At 58.2% G+C, this 18,147-nt stretch carries 15 protein-coding genes; 8 read left to right on the forward strand and 7 right to left on the reverse strand.

All coding sequences use genetic code 11. The features are described from left to right. Positions 1-5: 5 nt before the first annotated feature. The 3 genes from ACN28Q_RS16255 to ACN28Q_RS16265 are packed head-to-tail and all read right to left on the reverse strand — an operon-like array spanning position 6 to position 3,637. Entirely contained in the window at positions 6-1,226 is a 1,221-nt protein-coding gene (locus ACN28Q_RS16255) for an MFS transporter (protein WP_095847292.1), read from the reverse strand. Continuing rightward, the gene (locus tag ACN28Q_RS16260) at positions 1,223-2,359 is read right to left on the reverse strand and encodes a GNAT family N-acetyltransferase (RefSeq protein WP_095847293.1); all 1,137 of its coding nucleotides are present in this window, start codon (positions 2,357-2,359) and stop codon (positions 1,223-1,225) included. The genes ACN28Q_RS16255 and ACN28Q_RS16260 overlap by 4 nt, the downstream gene beginning before the upstream one ends. A 15-nt stretch (positions 2,360-2,374) precedes the next feature. Then, positions 2,375-3,637, reverse strand: coding sequence for an aminotransferase class I/II-fold pyridoxal phosphate-dependent enzyme (locus tag ACN28Q_RS16265; RefSeq protein ID WP_230469468.1), 1,263 nt, complete (start codon positions 3,635-3,637; stop codon positions 2,375-2,377). 244 nt (positions 3,638-3,881) lie between these two features. Here ACN28Q_RS16265 and ACN28Q_RS16270 point away from each other — a divergent pair, with 244 nt between their 5' ends. The 6 genes from ACN28Q_RS16270 to ACN28Q_RS16295 all read left to right on the forward strand — a co-directional run bounded on the left by ACN28Q_RS16270 (position 3,882) and on the right by ACN28Q_RS16295 (position 12,485). After that, positions 3,882-4,580 (forward strand): response regulator, encoded by a 699-nt coding sequence (locus ACN28Q_RS16270; RefSeq protein WP_095847294.1) that lies wholly within the window; start codon positions 3,882-3,884, stop codon positions 4,578-4,580. Continuing rightward, a complete protein-coding gene (locus tag ACN28Q_RS16275) occupies positions 4,577-5,767 on the forward strand; it encodes a sensor histidine kinase (RefSeq protein ID WP_095847295.1) in 1,191 nt (396 codons plus the stop codon). Before ACN28Q_RS16270 ends, ACN28Q_RS16275 begins: the two co-directional genes overlap by 4 nt. Before the next feature lie 170 nt (positions 5,768-5,937). Continuing rightward, complete coding sequence (locus ACN28Q_RS16280; protein WP_095847296.1) at positions 5,938-6,783, forward strand: MipA/OmpV family protein; 846 nt, start codon at positions 5,938-5,940, stop codon at positions 6,781-6,783. 24 nt (positions 6,784-6,807) lie between these two features. Beyond that, a complete protein-coding gene (locus ACN28Q_RS16285) occupies positions 6,808-8,022 on the forward strand; it encodes an efflux RND transporter periplasmic adaptor subunit (protein ID WP_095847297.1) in 1,215 nt (404 codons plus the stop codon). Beyond that, positions 8,019-11,090 (forward strand): efflux RND transporter permease subunit, encoded by a 3,072-nt coding sequence (locus tag ACN28Q_RS16290; protein WP_165907115.1) that lies wholly within the window; start codon positions 8,019-8,021, stop codon positions 11,088-11,090. The genes ACN28Q_RS16285 and ACN28Q_RS16290 overlap by 4 nt, the downstream gene beginning before the upstream one ends. Positions 11,091-11,489: 399 nt before the next feature. Beyond that, on the forward strand, positions 11,490-12,485 hold the full coding sequence (locus ACN28Q_RS16295) for a VirK/YbjX family protein (protein ID WP_165907116.1): 996 nt from the start codon (positions 11,490-11,492) through the stop codon (positions 12,483-12,485). 128 nt (positions 12,486-12,613) lie between these two features. Here ACN28Q_RS16295 and speD read toward each other — a convergent pair whose 3' ends face one another. The 3 genes from speD to ACN28Q_RS16310 form a co-directional block, all read right to left on the reverse strand. Further along, on the reverse strand, positions 12,614-13,408 hold the full coding sequence (speD, locus tag ACN28Q_RS16300; RefSeq protein ID WP_095847300.1) for an adenosylmethionine decarboxylase: 795 nt from the start codon (positions 13,406-13,408) through the stop codon (positions 12,614-12,616). Between the two features lie 27 nt (positions 13,409-13,435). Next, complete coding sequence (gene speE / locus ACN28Q_RS16305) at positions 13,436-14,299, reverse strand: polyamine aminopropyltransferase (RefSeq protein WP_095847301.1); 864 nt, start codon at positions 14,297-14,299, stop codon at positions 13,436-13,438. 115 nt (positions 14,300-14,414) lie between these two features. Further along, the gene (locus ACN28Q_RS16310; protein WP_095849063.1) at positions 14,415-14,762 is read right to left on the reverse strand and encodes a YacC family pilotin-like protein; all 348 of its coding nucleotides are present in this window, start codon (positions 14,760-14,762) and stop codon (positions 14,415-14,417) included. Positions 14,763-15,013: 251 nt separating this feature from the next. On the opposite strand from ACN28Q_RS16310, the gene cueO reads away from it, so the two are divergent. Both cueO and hpt read left to right on the forward strand, forming a co-directional pair. Next, positions 15,014-16,609: a multicopper oxidase CueO gene (gene cueO / locus ACN28Q_RS16315; RefSeq protein WP_095847302.1), complete on the forward strand. Its 1,596-nt coding sequence runs from the start codon at positions 15,014-15,016 to the stop codon at positions 16,607-16,609. A 141-nt stretch (positions 16,610-16,750) separates the two neighbouring features. Continuing rightward, positions 16,751-17,287, forward strand: a complete 537-nt coding sequence (gene hpt, locus ACN28Q_RS16320) for a hypoxanthine phosphoribosyltransferase (protein ID WP_095847303.1) — start codon at positions 16,751-16,753, stop codon at positions 17,285-17,287. 53 nt (positions 17,288-17,340) lie between these two features. Here hpt and can read toward each other — a convergent pair whose 3' ends face one another. After that, positions 17,341-18,033 (reverse strand): carbonate dehydratase, encoded by a 693-nt coding sequence (gene can, locus ACN28Q_RS16325; RefSeq protein WP_095847304.1) that lies wholly within the window; start codon positions 18,031-18,033, stop codon positions 17,341-17,343. Positions 18,034-18,147 lie beyond the last annotated feature (114 nt).

Raw genomic sequence — 18,147 nt, forward strand, 5'->3', positions numbered from 1 at the left:
GGCTCTCATTGTTTTGATAAATGTTTGTGTGAGCGACGGGCATTGCCCGTTTGGGTCAGAATGAATCCCAGCGCCAGCAATGCGGAGAGCGTTAGCGCGATCCCGTGCAGCAACACGTCGGCTGCGTAGCGATCGGCCAAAAACCCCGTCAGCAGCACCGATACCAGGTAAGCGGCGCCGGTGCCGGTATCTAACAGAGCGATAACCCGGGCGCAGAATTCATCCGGCACCTGTGTATAAATCCGCAGCAGGCTGAGCGTGATCACCAGCCCTTCCGCCAGGCCGGCGATCGCCACCATCGGCAGCGCCCAGGCCATCGTTTTGGCCTGAGAAAGCGCCCAGATGGAGACGCACATCAAAACCAGGCTGATCAGCATCCAGCGGTTGTAACGCGGCAGGCTGTTCTTCATTGACGACAGCACCAGCCCGGCCAACATGCCGAAACCATAGCAACCGAACAGCAGGCTGACGTCTGAAGAGGGGCGGTGGAGGATGCGGGAAACGTAAATCAGCGCGAGGATTTCGAAACTGCCCAGCGCCAGCATGACCAGCATACTGGCCGCCAACGGCAGTGTCAGGTTGGCGCCGTAACGGGTAATCGTCAGGCGCAGATCGCCCCACAGGCTGCCTTCGTGGGCCTGCGGCGGCTGGCTACGCAGGCCAGGAATCGCCAAACAGAGCACGCCGGCAATGAGCAATAGCACGGCGATAGCGCTCACCGCCACGGTATGCCCATAGTGGCTGGCGACAACGCCGGCGATCAGCGTGCCCGCCGCCATGCCGGCCATGCGCACGCTCATGATCAGGGCATTCGCCGCCGACAACTTCTCGGCAGGCACCAGCCGCGGCAGCAGCGCGCTGGCCGCCGGCACGAAAAAACGATTGCAGGTTGCGCTGAGCGCCGTCACCACGAACAGCGGAATGAGCTGCTGGCGAAAAAACGGCACCAGCAACGCCGCAATCACCACCAGGCGCAGCAGGCAGGCCCAGCCGAGCACCCGCCTGAGATTGGCGCGATCCGTCAGCGCGCCGGCCAATGCGCCAAAGAGCAGCATGGGCACCAGCTCGCAGATGATCAGCAACATCACGTTGAATGCCGAGTGCGTCAGATCGAAGACGATGATTTGCAAGAGTACGATCAGCATCCAGTCGGCCAGCGAAATGATCAGTTGCAGGGCGGCCAGCCGGGAAAACGCCGGGTTTTGGCAAACAAGATGCGGTTTCATTGGCAGGCTTCCGGCTCGCTGATTTTCGGCCGGGTTTCATGGGGCGTAAACTCTTCGTTTTCCAGCACGAATTTGAAAATCAGCGGGCGGAAAAGGAATCCAAGCCAGTTGGGGTTGGCTTTGAACCAGGCGTAGCAGGTTTCCAGCCGGCACCCCATATCAACTTTGCTCTGTTCGTTGGAGATGCCGAAGTTGATGCTGCGCAGCCCCTGTTCTAGCGCATAACGTACGATCTCATAACCCATAACGCGGTGTACCGAGAGCCGCCCCGTTTGTTCAATATCCACGCCGCAGTAAGTGGATTCCAGCGTATCGCCCAGGGTGAAACACATATCGAACGCGTCAATGCGGCCATCTTTGCGCAACAGAAGCCATACGGTATGTTCCAGGCTGCTCATTTCAAGGAAAAATTCTTTTGTCACCATGATTTGGTCGGGTGACTGGTATTTCTTGTACAACTGCAGCCACAACGCATGCAGGCGCAGCGCTTCTTCTTCCGACAGTCTTTGGCCCTTGCGGATTTCAAGCTCATAACCCGCTTTTCCCAGGCTGCGGATATCGCGGCGCAGTGATTTACGTTTGGGTTGCCCGGCCAGATAGGTTTCAAAATCGGGCCAGGCCAGATCCAAATGAGCGCAGGCATAGAGCCGGTCAAGCCGGGTGGGCCCTAAAAAACGCGGCTCGGGAAAATCCCTGCCGATAAACAGGCGGGTTCCCTGTTTGCCTGATTGTGCCGCCAGCGCCTGAACCAGCTTTTGCGACACCGCCGCAGGGTCTGCCCAGGGGGCGATCATCAAGGGGAGCCCGGTGTTGACCGGTGTGCCTAACGTCATAATGCTGAGCGACAGGCGGCAGGGCATGGCGAGCGACCACCGTGTGGCGATGCCGATACCCGCCAGCCCTGCTGGCGTTATTGCCAGTGCGTATAGAAAGCGGCAGTCCAGCCCGCTGGCTTCCAGCGCCGCCATATAGTCGTGCCGGCAGAATTGATGCGGCTGACAAAGCCGGTCCCAATCCTGCGCGTCAATGTCGGCTACCGAATGTCTGAATTCTATACGTAGCGCACCCTCCGTACCCACCGCCTGGTGGTGAACCTGACAAGTGGGGGCCGGTTGGCAATTAACACCTTGCATATCAATATCTCCCTGTCAGTTCGCGGTGAGCAGATCGCGCTGCGCCGCCTCTTTTCCCGTACTGTTGTTGAGCGAATTCGTCAGGCAGTGAATGAACTGCTCGATTTCGCTATCGGTATGATCTTTATGCAGAATCAGACGTATCAGCGCTTGGTTCAGTTTGACGGCGGGGTAGCGGAAAATCGGCACGCAATAACGCTGTTTTTCTAACGTGACGCGCACTTTCTCCGCTTCGCTGTCGGAGCCAAGCAGTACGGAAATGATATAGGACGGCGTTTCGTTCAGCTGCAGCCCCGCTTCCAGCAGGCGGCGGCGGAAGCGTTCGCTTTTTTGCAGATAGCCGTCCATGATTGCCGGTTCATCATGCAGGCGCTGGATGATCGATGCCGCAACGTCCGCCGTCGGTGGTTGGATGGCTGCGGTAAAGATGGAGGTTCCGCTAAGAATTTCAAACGCATCGATATATTCCGCATTCGCACTGATGGCGCCGCCTTCAAGCCCTACGGCTTTAGACAGTGAAACCATCACGAAATCGGCGCGCGGCACATGGCGGAATTCGTTATAGAACGCACGCTGAGGCTCGCCGTAGACCATGAAGCCGTTTGCGTCATCGATGTAGCTCAACGCGCCGTAGCGTTCGCAGAGATCGAGGATGGTGCCGATTGGCGCGATGCTGCCGTCGGAAGAATAGATGCTTTCGAACACCACGATGGCTTTGCGATCGCCGACGCGGCGCAGCAGACGTTCCAAATCGTCTGGATCGTTATGTTTGAATGCAAACAGCTGTTCACCGTATTTCAGGTGTGAGGCGGCTTTCCATAGGCTCCAGTGGCAATCGTGATCGAAAATCAGTACCGCATCACGGTTATCGATACCGCTCTTGGCTGAGAAATTGAATTTCGCCGTTATCGCATTGATAAACCCGATATTGGCCAATAGCCCAGAGGCGAAGGTCAGCGTTTTGTCCTTGCCATGAAGTTTACTGAGCAGCGTTTCCAGCCGGTAATGCGGTTCGCAGATGCCTTGCGTCGCGCGCGAGCCGCCTGTCGATAAGCCATAGCGTTTGACTGAATCGCAGAAGGCATCGAGCACTTCGGGATTCTGCTGCCAGCCGAGGTAATTAATGCCGGAAAAATTAACATGCTGTTGACCGTCGCGTATGATTCGCGGCCCTGACATTCCCTGCATGACGACCGGCTCGCGTAAGAAGCCTTCCTGTTTTGAATGTTCAACAAAACTTTTGAATCCCCAACGATCTTTGCTGTGAATATTATCCATAATATGTTGCCCCATTGACCCGATACCCGTTCGGGATTTTGCCGTTTCTTTTCACCAAATGGCCCGTAAAAACAATTGAAATTGAAATAACTAGCTGCTTTTTCTATAATTGCCCGCAGTCGCCGCCGCTTGATGAATACCAGCAGAAAACCGCACGCACAAACGAGAAGCGAGATTGATCTTCGCATTGCAACATCAAGTGATGCTTAATGAATTATCAAGGTTTCATGAAGGGATAGAATCTATGAGTCTGCGGAGAGTATTGATCGTCGAAGATGATTTCGACGGTGCCGAGGTGTTGAGTGCTTACCTGAGCCGGGATGGATTCCAGACTCGTCATGTGGCCGATGGGCGCCAGGCGTTGGAACAACATGCGCAGTGGCGGCCGGATTTGGTTTTACTGGATATCATGCTGCCAGGGTTGAGCGGCAACGACGTGCTGGCGGCGATCCGCCAGCATGCCTCCACGCCGGTGATTATGGTGACGGCGGTCGGCAGCGAATCCAACCGTATCAATTCATTGCTGTATGGCGCCGACGATTATGTGGTCAAGCCTTACAACCCCAGCGAAGTGGTTGCCCGCGTTCATGCCGTCTTGCGGCGCTGGGGCAACAATGCCCAGGCGCGCACCCGCTGCCTGCGCCACGGTAATTTAATTGTGGATATCGATGCGGTGCAGGTTTCGGTTGAGGCCGACGGCGTTCGGCAGCCGCTGGAACTGACGCGCACGGAGTTCAACCTGTTGGCCATGTTGATGGCCTGCCCGACCCGAATGTTCTCACGGACGGAACTGCTCGCCGGCTGCCTGCCGGAAAGCGACGCGCTGGAGCGGGTGGTCGATGCGCACATCTATAATTTGCGCCGTAAACTGGAGCGTGCCGGCATTAGCGATGTGCTGCAGACGGTGCGTGGGCTGGGCTACCGTTTCTGCAACGTGCTATGACGAACAACGACATCAACAAAAGCGAGCGCTGCGCCGCCGAGCCGTTATGGCGCTGGATCAGCCTGCGCATGATCGGCCTGGCGATGGTCGCGATTCTGGTGATCGGCGGCGGCATGTGGCTGCGTTTCTCCTGGTGGGAGGCGCATCAGCGCGCGGCGATCCCTGAACCGGTACGGCAGGAATTGCAGCAGTTGGAGGCTCAGCCGACCGAACATCGGCAGCGCCTACTGCAAATTTACGGTGAATATTTGTATGGCGAATACTTCACCAACGAAGCCGTGAATGAAGACATGCTGTTTTTCGGCGCCTTCGTGCTGCTGTCGATCCCGCTGATTGTCGGCGGCGGCGTCTGGGTTTCGCTGCACCTATCGCGCCAGCTCAGCGCCGTGGCGATCGCCGCGGACCACATAGCCCAAGGGGATTTCACCACGCGAGCTACGCGGGTGGCCCATACGCCGCCGGCGCTGCGTAGCCTGACGAGTGATTTTAATCGCATGGCCGAACGGCTGGAGCGCCAGGAACGGGAGTTGCAGGCCTCCAGCGCGGCCACCGCTCATGAGCTACGCACGCCGTTAACGGCGGCCAAGGGCCGTTTGCAAGGGCTGCTGGATGGCGTGTTCGAACCAACGCCGCAAAACTTCCACCTCATTATGTGCCAGTTGGATCAGCTGAACCGGCTGATCGACGATCTGTATCTGTTGTCTTTGGTTTCCGCCAGGCAACTGTCGCTGTTGCCCTCTGAATTCACGCTGCGTTCTCTGCTGGAAGAGCGTATCGCCTGGGCTGCGCCGCGTTTGCAGGCTTCGCAGATGCAGGCGAGCCTTGATGTGGCGGAGGATTTACGCGTGCTGGCGGATCGCGGGCGTGTGGGGCAGGTGATTTCCATCCTGCTCGATAACGCTATCCGCTACGCGGCGTCAGGCGGTTGGGTGGCGCTAAGCGCCCGGCGGCAAGGTGGTGGCGTACGTATCGAGGTGGAAGATGGCGGCGCCGGTTTCGCGCCGGAGCACCTTGACCGTGTGTGCGATCGTTTCTGGCGCGCAGAAAGCTCGCGTTCACGGCATGCCGGCGGCAGTGGGCTGGGGTTGGCGGTCGCGGTGGCGATTTGTCAGGCGCACGGGGGGCAGCTTTCCGTGTGCAACCGTGACGGCGGCGGCGCACTGACCCGTATCGATCTGCCCGGCTAGGCAGTGTCCCGCCATCGTGCATAACGGGCGTTGAGCGCCACGGCCTATGGCGGGGTAAAACCGCAGGTTTTTCCCCTCTCTTCATAGAATCTTCATCGTTTCTCGGCTGGAACTTGTCCGAACGCTGCTTTACTGCATGCGGTTTCCATTCAGCTTGAGGATGAGTACGGATGAGCGATACACACCGTTTCCCGGCGCGGCGCTATACGCCTGCGCTGATCTGTCTGGCTTGCGCCCTGGCGGTATTGCCGCAGGCCAGCCAGGCGCAGCCAATCGATCCCCTGACGCCTGCACCGACCAGCCTGTTCGGCGATAAAACCGACGTCAACGTGGGGTTCGGAGCGTCTATCGGCCCGCGTTACATGGGCGCACGCCAGACGCGGGTGTCGCCAGAACTGGCGTTAAGCGTCTCTCGCGGTATCTTTTTTATCGATACATTGCGCGGCATCGGCGCGGAGTATCTGACTGACAGTGGGTTTTACCTGAGCGGTGCACTGTCTTACGACCTTGGCCGCAAGGATGAAAACAGCACCTGGCAGCCCGGCTCCAAACGGCTGCGCGGCATGGGCGAAGTTAAAGGCGCCACCACGGCCGATTTTCTGATATCCCAACAAATTACCTCCTGGCTGGCGATCAACAGTGAAGCCGAGTTTCGCGTGGCCGGCGCCGACCGTGGGAACCGCTACCGGGTGGGGTTGGAAGGCACCGTTTTTCGCGACAGCAGTGATGCGTTCACCCTGGGCGTGAACGTGCATGCGGGCGACAGCCGCTATAACCGCACTTACTTCGGCGTGAGCGAAGAACAACACCGCCATTCGCGTTTTTCTCGTTTTGACGCCAAGTCCGGGATTTATGCCTATTCGGCGTCGGCCGACTGGGAACACAATTTTGATCAGAACTGGTCGCTGTTTGTCGGGCTGGAAGTGATGACGTTCAGCGATCGGGCGCACCGTAGCCCGGTGGTGGAAGGCAACACCAACGTGACGGGCATTGCGATGCTCAATTATACGTTCTGAGACAGAAGGCGGCAGTAGTACACAATGGATTCCCATAGGAAAGATTTACGGCGTATCAGGCCGGTGGTTTTCCTGGCGATAGCCGTCTTGGTGTTATTGCTGGGCGGATGGTTGCTGTCTGGCGGCACGGAGAATATTCAGCCGACACCGGTGCAACAGGTGGAAACGCAGCGCCTGGAACAGCGGTTACTGGTGCGGCAGCTTGATGTGTCGGGCCACTGGGCTGCGCGTGAAGACGTTACGCTGATGGCGCCGGTGGAAGGGTTGCGCGTCAGTGAGGTACTGGCGGACGTCGGCGAGCGGGTGCGGCAGGGGCAGGTGCTGGCACGCCTGGAGCGCAACATGCTGGACGCGCAGTTGGAACAGAGCCGCCAGGGCGTGCAGCGCGGCAGCGCCGAACTTTCCCAGGCTCAGTCGCGGCTTAACGAGGCCGCGTCTGCTTACGCCCGTGCGCGCCGTTTACAGCCTGACGGCGCGATCAGCCGCCAGGAGTTTGAAGCCGCCGCCGCCGCTTATGCCGCAGCGCGAGCGACGCGCGATCAGGCGCAGGCGGCGCTGCGACAGGCTCGCGCGCAGGTGGAAGAGACGCGTATTCGTTTCGCCCATGCGGAAGTGCGCGCCCCAATGGCCGGTTTGATCGTCAAACGGCAGGTGCAGGCCGGCGCGTTGGTTAATGCTCAGAGCGCGTTGTTCAGTTTGGTACGCGACGGCGAGCTGGAGTTTGTCGCGCAGATCCCCGCCTCGGCATTGGCGGATCTTCAAGCCGGCATGGCTGCGCGGTTGGCGTTGCCGTCACAGGCGTTGGCCGGGCAGATCCGGCTGGTGGGCGCCATGGTAGATCTCGACAGCGGCTATGGCGAAGCGCGCATTGCTGTTAACGGCGCCGTGCCGCAGCAATTGCGCGTCGGCGCCGTGGGCGGCGCTCGCATTGAGCTGGGCCAACGCCAGGCGATGGCGCTGGATGCGCGCGCATTGCGCTATGCCAGTGATGAGCAACCCTATGTGTTTATCGTCGGGCCGGATGGCCGTGTGAAACGTGCGGCGGTGCGGGTTGGCTGGCGTGACGGCGAGTGGGTGGAAATTCAGCAAGGGTTGTCGCCGCAGGATCGGGTGGTGCTGGCCGGCGCGGCGCTGCTGGCGGAAGGGGAGCCGGTTGAGAGCGTGGCTGCGGCGGCGCCCGGCAAGGAACTCCGCGTAATGCCGACAGAGCGGTGCACAGCGGAGAACACGCAGCCATGAAACAAGGTATTTCTTCATGGGCGATTCGCCGCCCAATTCCGACGTTGGTGTTGTTTTGCGTGCTGACGCTGGCGGGCATCGCCGCTTTTTTGCGTTTGCCGGTGAACGCCAACCCGCCGGTGGCTTTCCCGCTGGTCAGCGTCACGGTGTTGCAGCCGGGCGCTGCGCCGGCGGAAATTGAAGCCGAAATCACCCGCCGCGTCGAAAACGCGCTGTCAGGTCTGCCGAGCGTGCGCCATCTGGAGTCGACCGTCAAAGCTTCGGTCAGTAGCACCACGGTGGAGTTCCAACTGGGGACCGATCCCGATCGCGCCGCAAACGATGTGCGTGCGGCGGTGGACGAGATTCGCGGTGAACTGCCGCAAAATATTCCGGCGCCGGTGGTGCAGCGCGTCGACGTCGAAGGCGGCGCGATGCTGCAATACATTATGGAAGCGCCTGGGGAGTCTGAACAGGCGCTGTCCTGGTACGTTGACGACAGTATCAGCCGTGAGTTGCTCGCCGTGCCGGGGGTACAGCGCGTCGCCCGCTTTGGCGGCGCCGAACGCGAGTTGCGCATCGAGCCGAACCCGGCGGTGCTGGCGCAGTACGGCATGACGATAGATACGCTGAATAGCCAGTTGCGTGAGACGTTCACCGACGTGCCCGGCGGCCATCTGGAAACGCAACGGCAACGCCAGACGATCCGGGTGCAAGGGCGCCTGGCTTCGCCGGAAACGCTAAGCGCGTTGCCGATCGCGATGCCGGGTGGTAGTTGGCTGCCGCTGGGCGATATTGCGCGCATCAGCGATACCGTCGCCGATCGTTCGGGGTTCGCCCAGCTCAACGGTAAACCGGCGGTGGGGTTCTCGGTATGGCGCCGTAAAGGGTTCAGCGACACCGAAGTTGCCGCCCGCGTGGCCGAACGGCTGCAAACGTTGCAGGCGCAGCACCCCGGCGTCGTCATCCGCGAGGTGACATCGACGGTGGAATACACCCGCGCCAGTTACGACACGGCGATGCATACCCTGGTTGAAGGCGCAGTGCTGACGATTCTGGTGGTGTTTCTGTTTCTGCGTGACTGGCGCGCCACGGCCATTGCGGCCGTCGCCTTGCCGCTGTCCGTCCTGCCGGTGTTTTTAGCCATGCTGTGGCTGGATTTCACGCTTAACAGCATCACGATGTTGGCGTTGACGCTGGTGATCGGCATTCTGGTTGATGATGCGATCGTCGAGATCGAGAACATCGATCGCCATATTCATATGGGCGAGCGGCCCTACAGCGCGGCGCTGCACGCGGCGGACGGCATCGCGCTGGCGGTATTGGCCACCACGCTGACCATTGTTGCGGTGTTTGCGCCGGTCGGTTTTGTTCAGGGGGTGGTCGGGCAATATTTCCGCCAGTTCGGGGTGACCGCCTCCATCGCGGTACTGTGCTCGTTGTTGGTGGCACGCCTGCTGACGCCGTTGCTGGCGGCCTATTTCCTGCGCGCCACGCGCAAGGTGAACGCTACGCCGGAGGATCACGGCGAGCCGCAAGGGCGGCTGATGCGCCGCTATGTGAGCTGGCTGGAACAGGTGTTGCGGCACCCCTGGAAAACCCTGCTGGCCGCCGGGGCGCTGTTTGTGGCGGCTGTGATGTTGGCTGGGTATCTGCCCGGCGGTTTCCTGCCTGCTAACGATGCGAACCTGTCGCAACTGCGCGTAACGCTGCCGCCGGGCGGTTCACTGTCTCAGGCGCAACAGACCTCCGAGCGCATCACCACCGTGCTGCGTGCACATCCGGCGGTTAAGCATGTGTTGGCGGTCGCCGGCTCGCCGGATGAAGCCAGCTTCAGCATCACGCTGCAACCGCGCGATCAGCGCCAAGTGACGCGTAAGGAATTTGAAAACGCGATCCGCCGGCAATTGGCGGCGTTGCCCGACATGCGCTTCCAGTTTCTGGTTGATGGCGGCAGTGAAGTCTCGATCATGCTGGTGGGGCGCGATGCGCAGGCGCTGGAGGCTGCGGCGCGGCAGTTGGCGGGTGAAATGCGCGGGCTGCCACAGTTGACCAACGTGCAGATAAGCCTCTCGCCCGTCAGCCCGGAACTGCGGGTGCGGCCGCGCCCGGGCGACGCAGCGCGGCTTGGCGTCAACACCAGCGCCATCGGCGACATATTACGCATCGCCACGACCGGTGAGCAGAAATCCTTGTCTGCGCATTACAATTTGCAGGAACGGCAGATCCCGCTGCGCGTCCGGCTTGCTGAGCATGATAGCGCCGATCTGGATCTGTTGCGCAGCCTGCGCGTTTCCAGCATCCGGCGGGAAGGCGGGGTGCCGTTGTCGGCGGTGGCGGACATCAGCTACGGCGAGGGGCAAACGCGGATCGATCGTTACGATCGCCAACGCCGTATCAGCGTCGAGGCCAACCTGCAATCGGCCTCGCTGGGGCAGGCGCTGGATGCGGTGCAAGCGTTGCCGGCGCTGCAGCATTTGCCCGCCGGGGTGCAGCAGGTGCAATACGGCGATGCGGAATATATGGCGGAGATGTTCGACAACTTTTCGCTGACGATGGCGGCCAGTATTTTGACGATGTACGCCATTCTGGTGTTGCTGTTCCGCGATTTCCTGCAGCCGTTCACCATTCTGTTCACACTGCCGCTGTCGCTGGTCGGCGCCATCGCCGCACTGTGGCTGATCGGCGCTGCGCTGGATCTGCCGGCGATCATCGGGCTGCTGATGCTGATGGGGATCGTCACCAAGAACGCTATCCTGCTGGTGGACTTCACGCTGGAGGGCCGGCGCAATGGGATGACGACGCATGATGCGCTGATCCATGCCGGTATGATGCGGGCGCGGCCGATTGTGATGACCACGGTGGCGATGATCGCCGGTATGGCGCCGGCGGCGCTGGGCTTTGGCGCCGATTCGGGGTTCCGTATCCCGATGGCCACGGCGGTGATCGGCGGGCTGGTGACCTCGACCTTGCTCAGCCTGGTGTGCGTGCCGGTGGTGTTTGCCCGCATCGACAATCTGCGCGCGTGGCTGGGGCCGCGTTTGACCCGCCTGACGACGGTCAGCCCGGAAGATTTGGCCGGCGAATAACAGGAGACTGGCTGCGCTCCGTGAGCGGGCGCCGCCAGAGCCGACAGCAGCGGCATCCGCATTATTTTTTGATCGCCGTATCGCTGGCTGTTTAAGTGTCGTTGACGGTTTCTTAACGAAACGCTGATAGAATCCTAACACTAAAGGTTCATCATAATTTTTGTTAGCCATCAATTCCCTTCGCTATTGCTGCCGATGATAACGGGCTGGCTTGGTATTTTTATTGGCGCGCAAACAGGCAAAGGCGGCGGTTGTATACCCAAAATAATTCGAGTTGCAGGAAGGCGGCAACGCAGCGAATCCCCAGGAGCTTACTGGAGTAAGTGACTGGGGTGAGCGAGGAAAGCCAACACACCTGCAACTTGAAGTATGACGGGTATAGTCATTACAGGTGAGAATATGTATTTAATAGAAAAGGAAACGTCTAATGCTCAGCCGTTGAATAACATCGGCTTTGCGCTGTCGTTAGCGACAGGGAAATTGTGCCCGAATACTTATTGGGATAAAAAATCGCATCGGGTAAAGTTTCTGCTGCGTTCGTTAATTTTCCCACTGCAAACATCCCGGCTGCTTTCGCTGCTTGCCGGGCTGCCCTATTATCGCGAGTTATTACAATCACAGAATAATATACCGATAAAGGTACACCGTCCGTATCTCTACCGCGCGTTGACCGTCAAGCAACGCACGGACGTCATCATTAATCATTATACCTTCCTGGGGGAAATGCAGAATTTCCAAATTAGCAACGCCCTCACCAGCTTGGAAGATAAATGTATTTATACCCTGAAAGGGAAGGATGGCGTTGAGTTTGCTATTTGCGGCAGCACGGCGAAACGGGCAGAGCGCGAAGGGGAAAGCACCGTATTTTTAAAAATGGGTGATACGTTGCTTGCCAGCATCACCTTTTCCGTGGCTAGCCATAACCAACGGCAAAGTATTTTTATCGGTGGCGTGCAGGGGGCAAGCAAAGGCGTCGGCAACGAGGTGATAAAACAAGCCACCAAGCTGTGCTATGGGTTATTCCCGAAAAGAATTTTAATGGAGGTTATTTTCCAGTTCGCCCGTGAAAATAATATCGATAAAATATTTGGCGTAAGTGATAACGCGCATGTATTTAGAAGCCTGCGTTACGTGTTCAGTAAACGCAGCCAGTTCCATGCCAGCTACAATAATTTCTGGCAAGCGATTGGCGGGCAGAAAGTCTCCAAACATCTTTATGCATTGCCGCTATCTATTCCGAGAAAGGACAATAGCGAATTGCCAAGTAAAAAGCGATCGGAATACCGCAAGCGCTATGAACTGCTCGATCAGTTGAACGTCGGTTTATATACCCAAGATAATTCGAGTTGCAGGCAGGCGGCAATCGAAGGAATCCCGATGAGCTTACGCCGGTAAGTGATTCGGGTGACTGAGTGCAGCCAACACACCTGCAACTTGAAGTATGACGGGTATAAGCAAGGTCTTTTGGCGGCTGCGATGAATGCGGGGAAAGTGGGCCGTGCCTCTGGGGGCACGGCCTGTCATTACAGGTGTGGAATATTGCGCCCGTAATAGATCTCCTGCATTTCTTTCCACAGCAGATCGGTAATCCGTTTCCGTTCTTCTTCGCCGAGCGCTTCCGGCTTGGCGTTGAACAGATAGTGTTGCAGATCGAAGTCCTTCAGTAGCATCTTGGTATGGAAGATGTTCTCCTGATAAACGTTCACATCCATCATGTGATACAGCGACTTCATATCCTCAGACATAAAGTTCTGGATCGAGTTGATCTCGTGATCGATATAGTGTTTCACACCGTTGACGTCGCGCGTAAAGCCGCGCACGCGATAATCCATGGTGACGATATCGGACTCCAACTGATGAATCAGGTAATTCAGCGCTTTCAACGGTGAAATCACCCCGCAGGTCGACACTTCAATGTCGGCGCGGAAGGTGCAAAGGCCGCCTTCTGGATGGCTTTCCGGGTAGGTGTGAACGCAGATATGGCTTTTATCCAGGTGTGCGACTACCGTGTTTGGCAACGGGCCGGGGTGCTCCGAGGTATCGACATCTTTCGGATCCATCGGTTCTTCGCTGACCAAGATGGTCACGCTGGCGCCCTGTGGCTCGTAGTCCTGACGTGCGATGTTCAGAATGTTGGCGCCGATGATTGAGCAGGTCTCGGTGAGGATCTCCGTCAACCGGTTGGCGTTGTATTGTTCGTCAATGTAGGCGATATAGCCGTCGCGGTCATCTGCGGTTTTGGCGTAACAAATATCGTAAATACAAAAACTCAGGCTCTTGGTCAGGTTATTGAAGCCGTGCAGTTTCAGCTTGTGCAATTTGGTTCACCTCCTTTATCTTCTCGCTTAACGTGAAACGTTCAGTGCATTGAGTAAATATTGCGGCAGAGCAAAGCTGCCTACGTGGATCGCCGGGTTATAGTAGCGGCAAGGCAGCCCGCTTTGTACAAAACGTTGCTGCAGCGTGGCCAAATCAAGCTGGCGCAACGCCGGATTTTGGCTGGCCCAGGCAAACGTCATGATGCCGCCGTAATAGGTTGGGATTGCCGCCTGGTAAAAACTGACGTCCTTGAAGTAGTGGCTCAGTTTGGTATGGCTGTTCACCGCTTCATCCTGCTGCAGGAAGCAGACGCCGTTCTGGGCCACGAAGATCCCGCCTTCATTCAGGCAGCGTGCGCAACCCTGGTAGAAGGTTGAAGTGAACAGGCTTTCGCCGGGGCCGATCGGATCGGTACAGTCTGAAATGATGACGTCGAATTTTTCATCGGTTTGGCTGACGAAGTTGACGCCGTCGTCAATCACCAGATGAAAGCGCGGATCGTCATAAGCACCGGCGTTATGATTGGGCAAGTACTGGCGGCAAAACGCCACCACGCCGGCGTCGATCTCTACCATGGTAATCTGTTCGACGCCTTGATGGCGGCTGACTTCACGCAGCATGCCGCCGTCGCCGCCGCCGATGATCAGGACTTTCTTCGCCTGGCCGTGCGCCAGCAGGGGAACGTGGGTCAGCATCTCATGGTAGATAAACTCATCGCGTTCCGTGGTTTGCACCACACCGTCGAGCGCCATGACGCGGCCCATCTCCAGGTTTTCAAAAATCACCAGATCCTGATGCTCGGTTTTCTCGCGGTACAGCACCTTCTCTACCGAAAAGTACTGGCCGAAGTTGGCATGCAGCGTCTCATACCAAATTTCTTTCTGGGTCATATTCGGCATACTCCGTAAATAACAGCCATGAAAAATTGGCGCAACATGATAGCTAACTCTGCCTGATGTTGCACGGCTGAATTTCAAACAGAGATAGCAGAAGAAAGGAAGGGGGCTAGTTTGCGTAGGCTAACAGGCTGAGTGAATCGCGCGCCAGAGATTTGCATTTTGTCTGGGTTGGAATGGCGATACCGCGCAGATCGTGGTAGCTGGCCTCACCCAGAGCTTTCATGTTGTAACTGTCGTAGTTGCTGAGATCCCAACGGTTTTGCTGGGCGAAGAACACGATCGCACGTTTGATTTGCGTATTGGGCAAATCGTTGTAGCCGCAGTCGTTCTTCAGATAGACGAACACCGCGGTAAGATCGGCCAGATCTTCCGCTTCAGACTCATTCAAGGCCAGGCTGGCGCGTGAGAACCCCAGCATAGACAGTAACAGCACTAGTAACGTTGTTTTTTTCAGCATGAAATAGACCCGTTGATTATCAGGTTGTGCTCCCAGCGGCAATGGTTTAGCCGCGCGGCCGTTTGGCTTTTGGCGGCGTGTGCCCATCGCGGGAGACAACCTGTGTGACGTTACCACACTTGTTTGTAAAGGCACCAAATTTTATTACCGGCGCGCCTGTGGCGGGCTTGTTAAGGCTTGACCTTCCGCCAGGGGGAGGGTTTAGGCTTGGCCTCTATACGCTATGCCATTCATCAAGGGAGCCTGCGATGCTGCGCCGTGATTTTATCAAACTGACCGCCGCACTGGGTGCGGCGAGCGCTTTGCCGCTATGGAGCCGTGCCGCCTGGGCGGCTGAACAGCCTGCGTTGCCGATCCCGCCGCTGTTAGCTCCGGACGCGCAGGGGAACATCGCGCTGGCGTTCCAGGCGGGGGAAACCCGTTGGTTGCCGCATGTGGCGAGCAAAACTTGGGGCGTGAATGGCGCATTGCTGGGGCCGGCGGTCAGGTTGCAACGTGGGAAGCCGGTAACCGTCGATATCCGTAATCAGTTGCCTGCGGCCAGCACCCTGCATTGGCATGGCCTGGCGATCCCCGGCGAAGCCGACGGCGGCCCACATGCCCTGATCCCGCCGAGGGAATCCCGTACGGCGCATTTTACCGTCGATCAGCCAGCGGCGACCTGTTGGTTCCATCCGCATACCCATGGCAAAACCGGCCAGCAGGTGATGATGGGCCTGGCGGGGCTGGTGCTGATAGAGGACGAAGAAAGCAGCCGCCTGCCGTTGCCGAAAACCTGGGGCCAGGACGACATTCCGGTGATCTTGCAGGACAAACGCCTGGGTAACGACGGCCAGATCGCCTATCAGTTGGATGTGATGAGCGCGGCCGTCGGCTGGTTCGGCGATCGGATGTTCACCAACGGCGTGCAGTATCCGCAGCACCCGGCGCCGCGCGGCTGGCTGCGCCTGCGCTTTCTCAACGGTTGCAATGCGCGCTCACTGAGGCTGGCCGCCAGCGATAACCGCCCGCTGTATGTGATAGCCAGCGATGGCGGCTTTCTCAATGAGCCGGTCAAGTTGCATGAACTGCCGATACTGATGGGCGAGCGTTTTGAAGTGCTGGTGGATACTTCGGATGGGCAGCCGTTTGACATCGTCACGCTGCCGGTCAAACAAATGGGGATGACGCTGGCGCCGTTCGATAAGCCGCTGCCGGTGCTGCGCATTCAGCCCACCCAGGCGCCGGGGGTAACAACGCTGCCCGACACGCTGGTGGCGCTGCCGGCCTTGCCCGCGCTTGACGGCGTGCAGGAGCGCTGGCTGCAACTGATGATGGATCCCACGCTGGATAAGCTCGGCATGCAGGCCTTGATGCAGCGCTACGGCCACCAGGCGATGGCTGGCATGAGCATGGACCACGGCAACATGGGCGAGACAGGGCACGGTGGTATGGCCGGAATGGATCATGGCGATATGGCCGGCATGGCGCACGGCGAAGCGCCGTTTGATTTCAGCCACGGCAATATGATCAACGGCAAGGCTTTCGACATGATGAAGCCGATGTTTGCCGCCAAACGCGGCCAGTATGAAAAATGGACTATCTCCGGCGAAGGGGACATGATGCTGCATCCGTTCCACATTCACGGCACCCAGTTCCGCATCCTGTCGGAAAACGGCAAGCCGCCGGCGGCACACCGGGCGGCCTGGAAAGATACCGTGCACGTTGAGGGTTGGCGCAGCGAGGTGCTGGTGCGCTTCGATCATCTGGCCAGCGCAGAACATGCCTATATGGCGCATTGCCACCTGCTGGAACACGAAGATACCGGCATGATGCTGGGGTTCACGGTCACCGACCAGGATTAACCCGCCTGATGCACGCGGTGCGGCCATCAGGCCGCGCTTTAAGCTGTGGGCGCTGCGGCTTGCCGTGCCGCTGCGCGTCGCCAGCGCCTTCCTGCTGTGATAAACTTTGCGCCTTCCTTCCGGCAACCGATCTGAAAACCTATGAAACACACTGTAGACGTCATGATTTCCGAACAGGAAATTAAAACCCGTATCGCCGAACTCGGCCGCCAGATCACCGAACATTACCGCAACAGCGGCAGTGAAATGGTGTTGGTGGGCCTGTTGCGCGGCTCATTCATGTTCATGGCCGATCTGTGCCGCACGATTGACGTGCCGCACGAAGTGGATTTCATGACCGCCTCCAGCTATGGCAGCGGTATGTCCACCACCCGCGACGTAAAAATCCTGAAAGACCTGGATGAAGATATCCGCGGTAAAGACATTCTGATCGTTGAAGACATCATCGATTCTGGCAATACGCTGAACAAGGTGCGCGAAATCCTGGCGCTGCGCGGGCCAAAATCGCTGGCGATTTGTACGTTGCTGGATAAACCGGAGCGCCGTGAAGTGGAAGTGCCGGTCGAGTTTGTCGGCTTTTCCATTCCTGACGAGTTCGTGGTGGGCTACGGCATTGACTACGCTCAGCGCTATCGCCATCTGCCGTACGTGGGCAAAGTCGTCCTGCTGGACGAATAAACCTAATGCTGGCGGCCGCACCTGAAGAGTAAAGGGGCGGCCGCCGGTTGCGTTTAATCGGCGTGCAGCGGGTTCGGTTTGCCGGTGATGCTTTTTTCTTTCTCTTGCAGCAGCGTGGCCATCCCTTTGCGGTAGCCCATCTCCAGGCTCTCACGGCTGGTGGCGGTGACTTCCAGATCGCGCAGGCGGCCATCATGAATACCGTACACCCAACCGTGGATCATCACCTTCTGGTCGCGTTTCCAGGCCGATTGCATAATCGTGGAGTGGCCGAGGTTATACACCTGTTCCACAACGTTGATTTCGCACAGCGCATCCAGGCGTTTTTCCGGTTCCAGTTCGCCCAGGCGTGAACTGTGTTTGAACCACAGATCACGGATGTGCAACAGCCAGTTGTTAATTAAACCCAGCTCCGGGTTTTCCACCGCCGCTTCTACACCGCCGCAGCCCAGGTGGCCGCAGATGATGATGTGTTCCACTTCGAGCACGTCGACGGCGTACTGCACCACCGACAGGCAGTTCAAATCGGTATGGATGACCAGGTTGGCCACATTGCGGTGAACAAACAGTTCTCCGGGCTCCAGGCCGGTCAATCTCTCGGCGGGCACCCGGCTGTCAGAACAGCCAATCCATAAAAAACGGGGTTTCTGCGCCTGTGCCAGGCGTTCGAAAAAACCGGGATCGTCCTGGCTGATATTCGCCGACCAAACCTGATTGTTGGCAATGAGCCTTTCTATTTCTTTCATGGAAGTTATTGACCTGTAACGAGCAGATTGCGTTGAGGTAATATAGGACAAGCGTCACCATTTGAAAATCATAAGTGTTGAATTTTCCGCACGGATTAGACCGCGATGAAAATG

The sequence above is a fragment of the Gibbsiella quercinecans genome, from assembly GCF_002291425.1.
Taxonomy (GTDB): domain Bacteria; phylum Pseudomonadota; class Gammaproteobacteria; order Enterobacterales; family Enterobacteriaceae; genus Gibbsiella; species Gibbsiella quercinecans.

Coding starts and splice junctions, on each gene's coding strand:
- ACN28Q_RS16255 (WP_095847292.1), bottom strand. CDS start 1,226: ATGAAACCGCATCTTGTTTGCCAAAACCCGGCGTTTTCCCGGCTGGCC.
- ACN28Q_RS16260 (WP_095847293.1), bottom strand. CDS start 2,359: ATGCAAGGTGTTAATTGCCAACCGGCCCCCACTTGTCAGGTTCACCAC.
- ACN28Q_RS16265 (WP_230469468.1), bottom strand. CDS start 3,637: ATGGATAATATTCACAGCAAAGATCGTTGGGGATTCAAAAGTTTTGTT.
- ACN28Q_RS16270 (WP_095847294.1), top strand. CDS start 3,882: ATGAGTCTGCGGAGAGTATTGATCGTCGAAGATGATTTCGACGGTGCC.
- ACN28Q_RS16275 (WP_095847295.1), top strand. CDS start 4,577: ATGACGAACAACGACATCAACAAAAGCGAGCGCTGCGCCGCCGAGCCG.
- ACN28Q_RS16280 (WP_095847296.1), top strand. CDS start 5,938: ATGAGCGATACACACCGTTTCCCGGCGCGGCGCTATACGCCTGCGCTG.
- ACN28Q_RS16285 (WP_095847297.1), top strand. CDS start 6,808: ATGGATTCCCATAGGAAAGATTTACGGCGTATCAGGCCGGTGGTTTTC.
- ACN28Q_RS16290 (WP_165907115.1), top strand. CDS start 8,019: ATGAAACAAGGTATTTCTTCATGGGCGATTCGCCGCCCAATTCCGACG.
- ACN28Q_RS16295 (WP_165907116.1), top strand. CDS start 11,490: ATGTATTTAATAGAAAAGGAAACGTCTAATGCTCAGCCGTTGAATAAC.
- speE (WP_095847301.1), bottom strand. CDS start 14,299: ATGACCCAGAAAGAAATTTGGTATGAGACGCTGCATGCCAACTTCGGC.
- cueO (WP_095847302.1), top strand. CDS start 15,014: ATGCTGCGCCGTGATTTTATCAAACTGACCGCCGCACTGGGTGCGGCG.
- hpt (WP_095847303.1), top strand. CDS start 16,751: ATGAAACACACTGTAGACGTCATGATTTCCGAACAGGAAATTAAAACC.
- can (WP_095847304.1), bottom strand. CDS start 18,033: ATGAAAGAAATAGAAAGGCTCATTGCCAACAATCAGGTTTGGTCGGCG.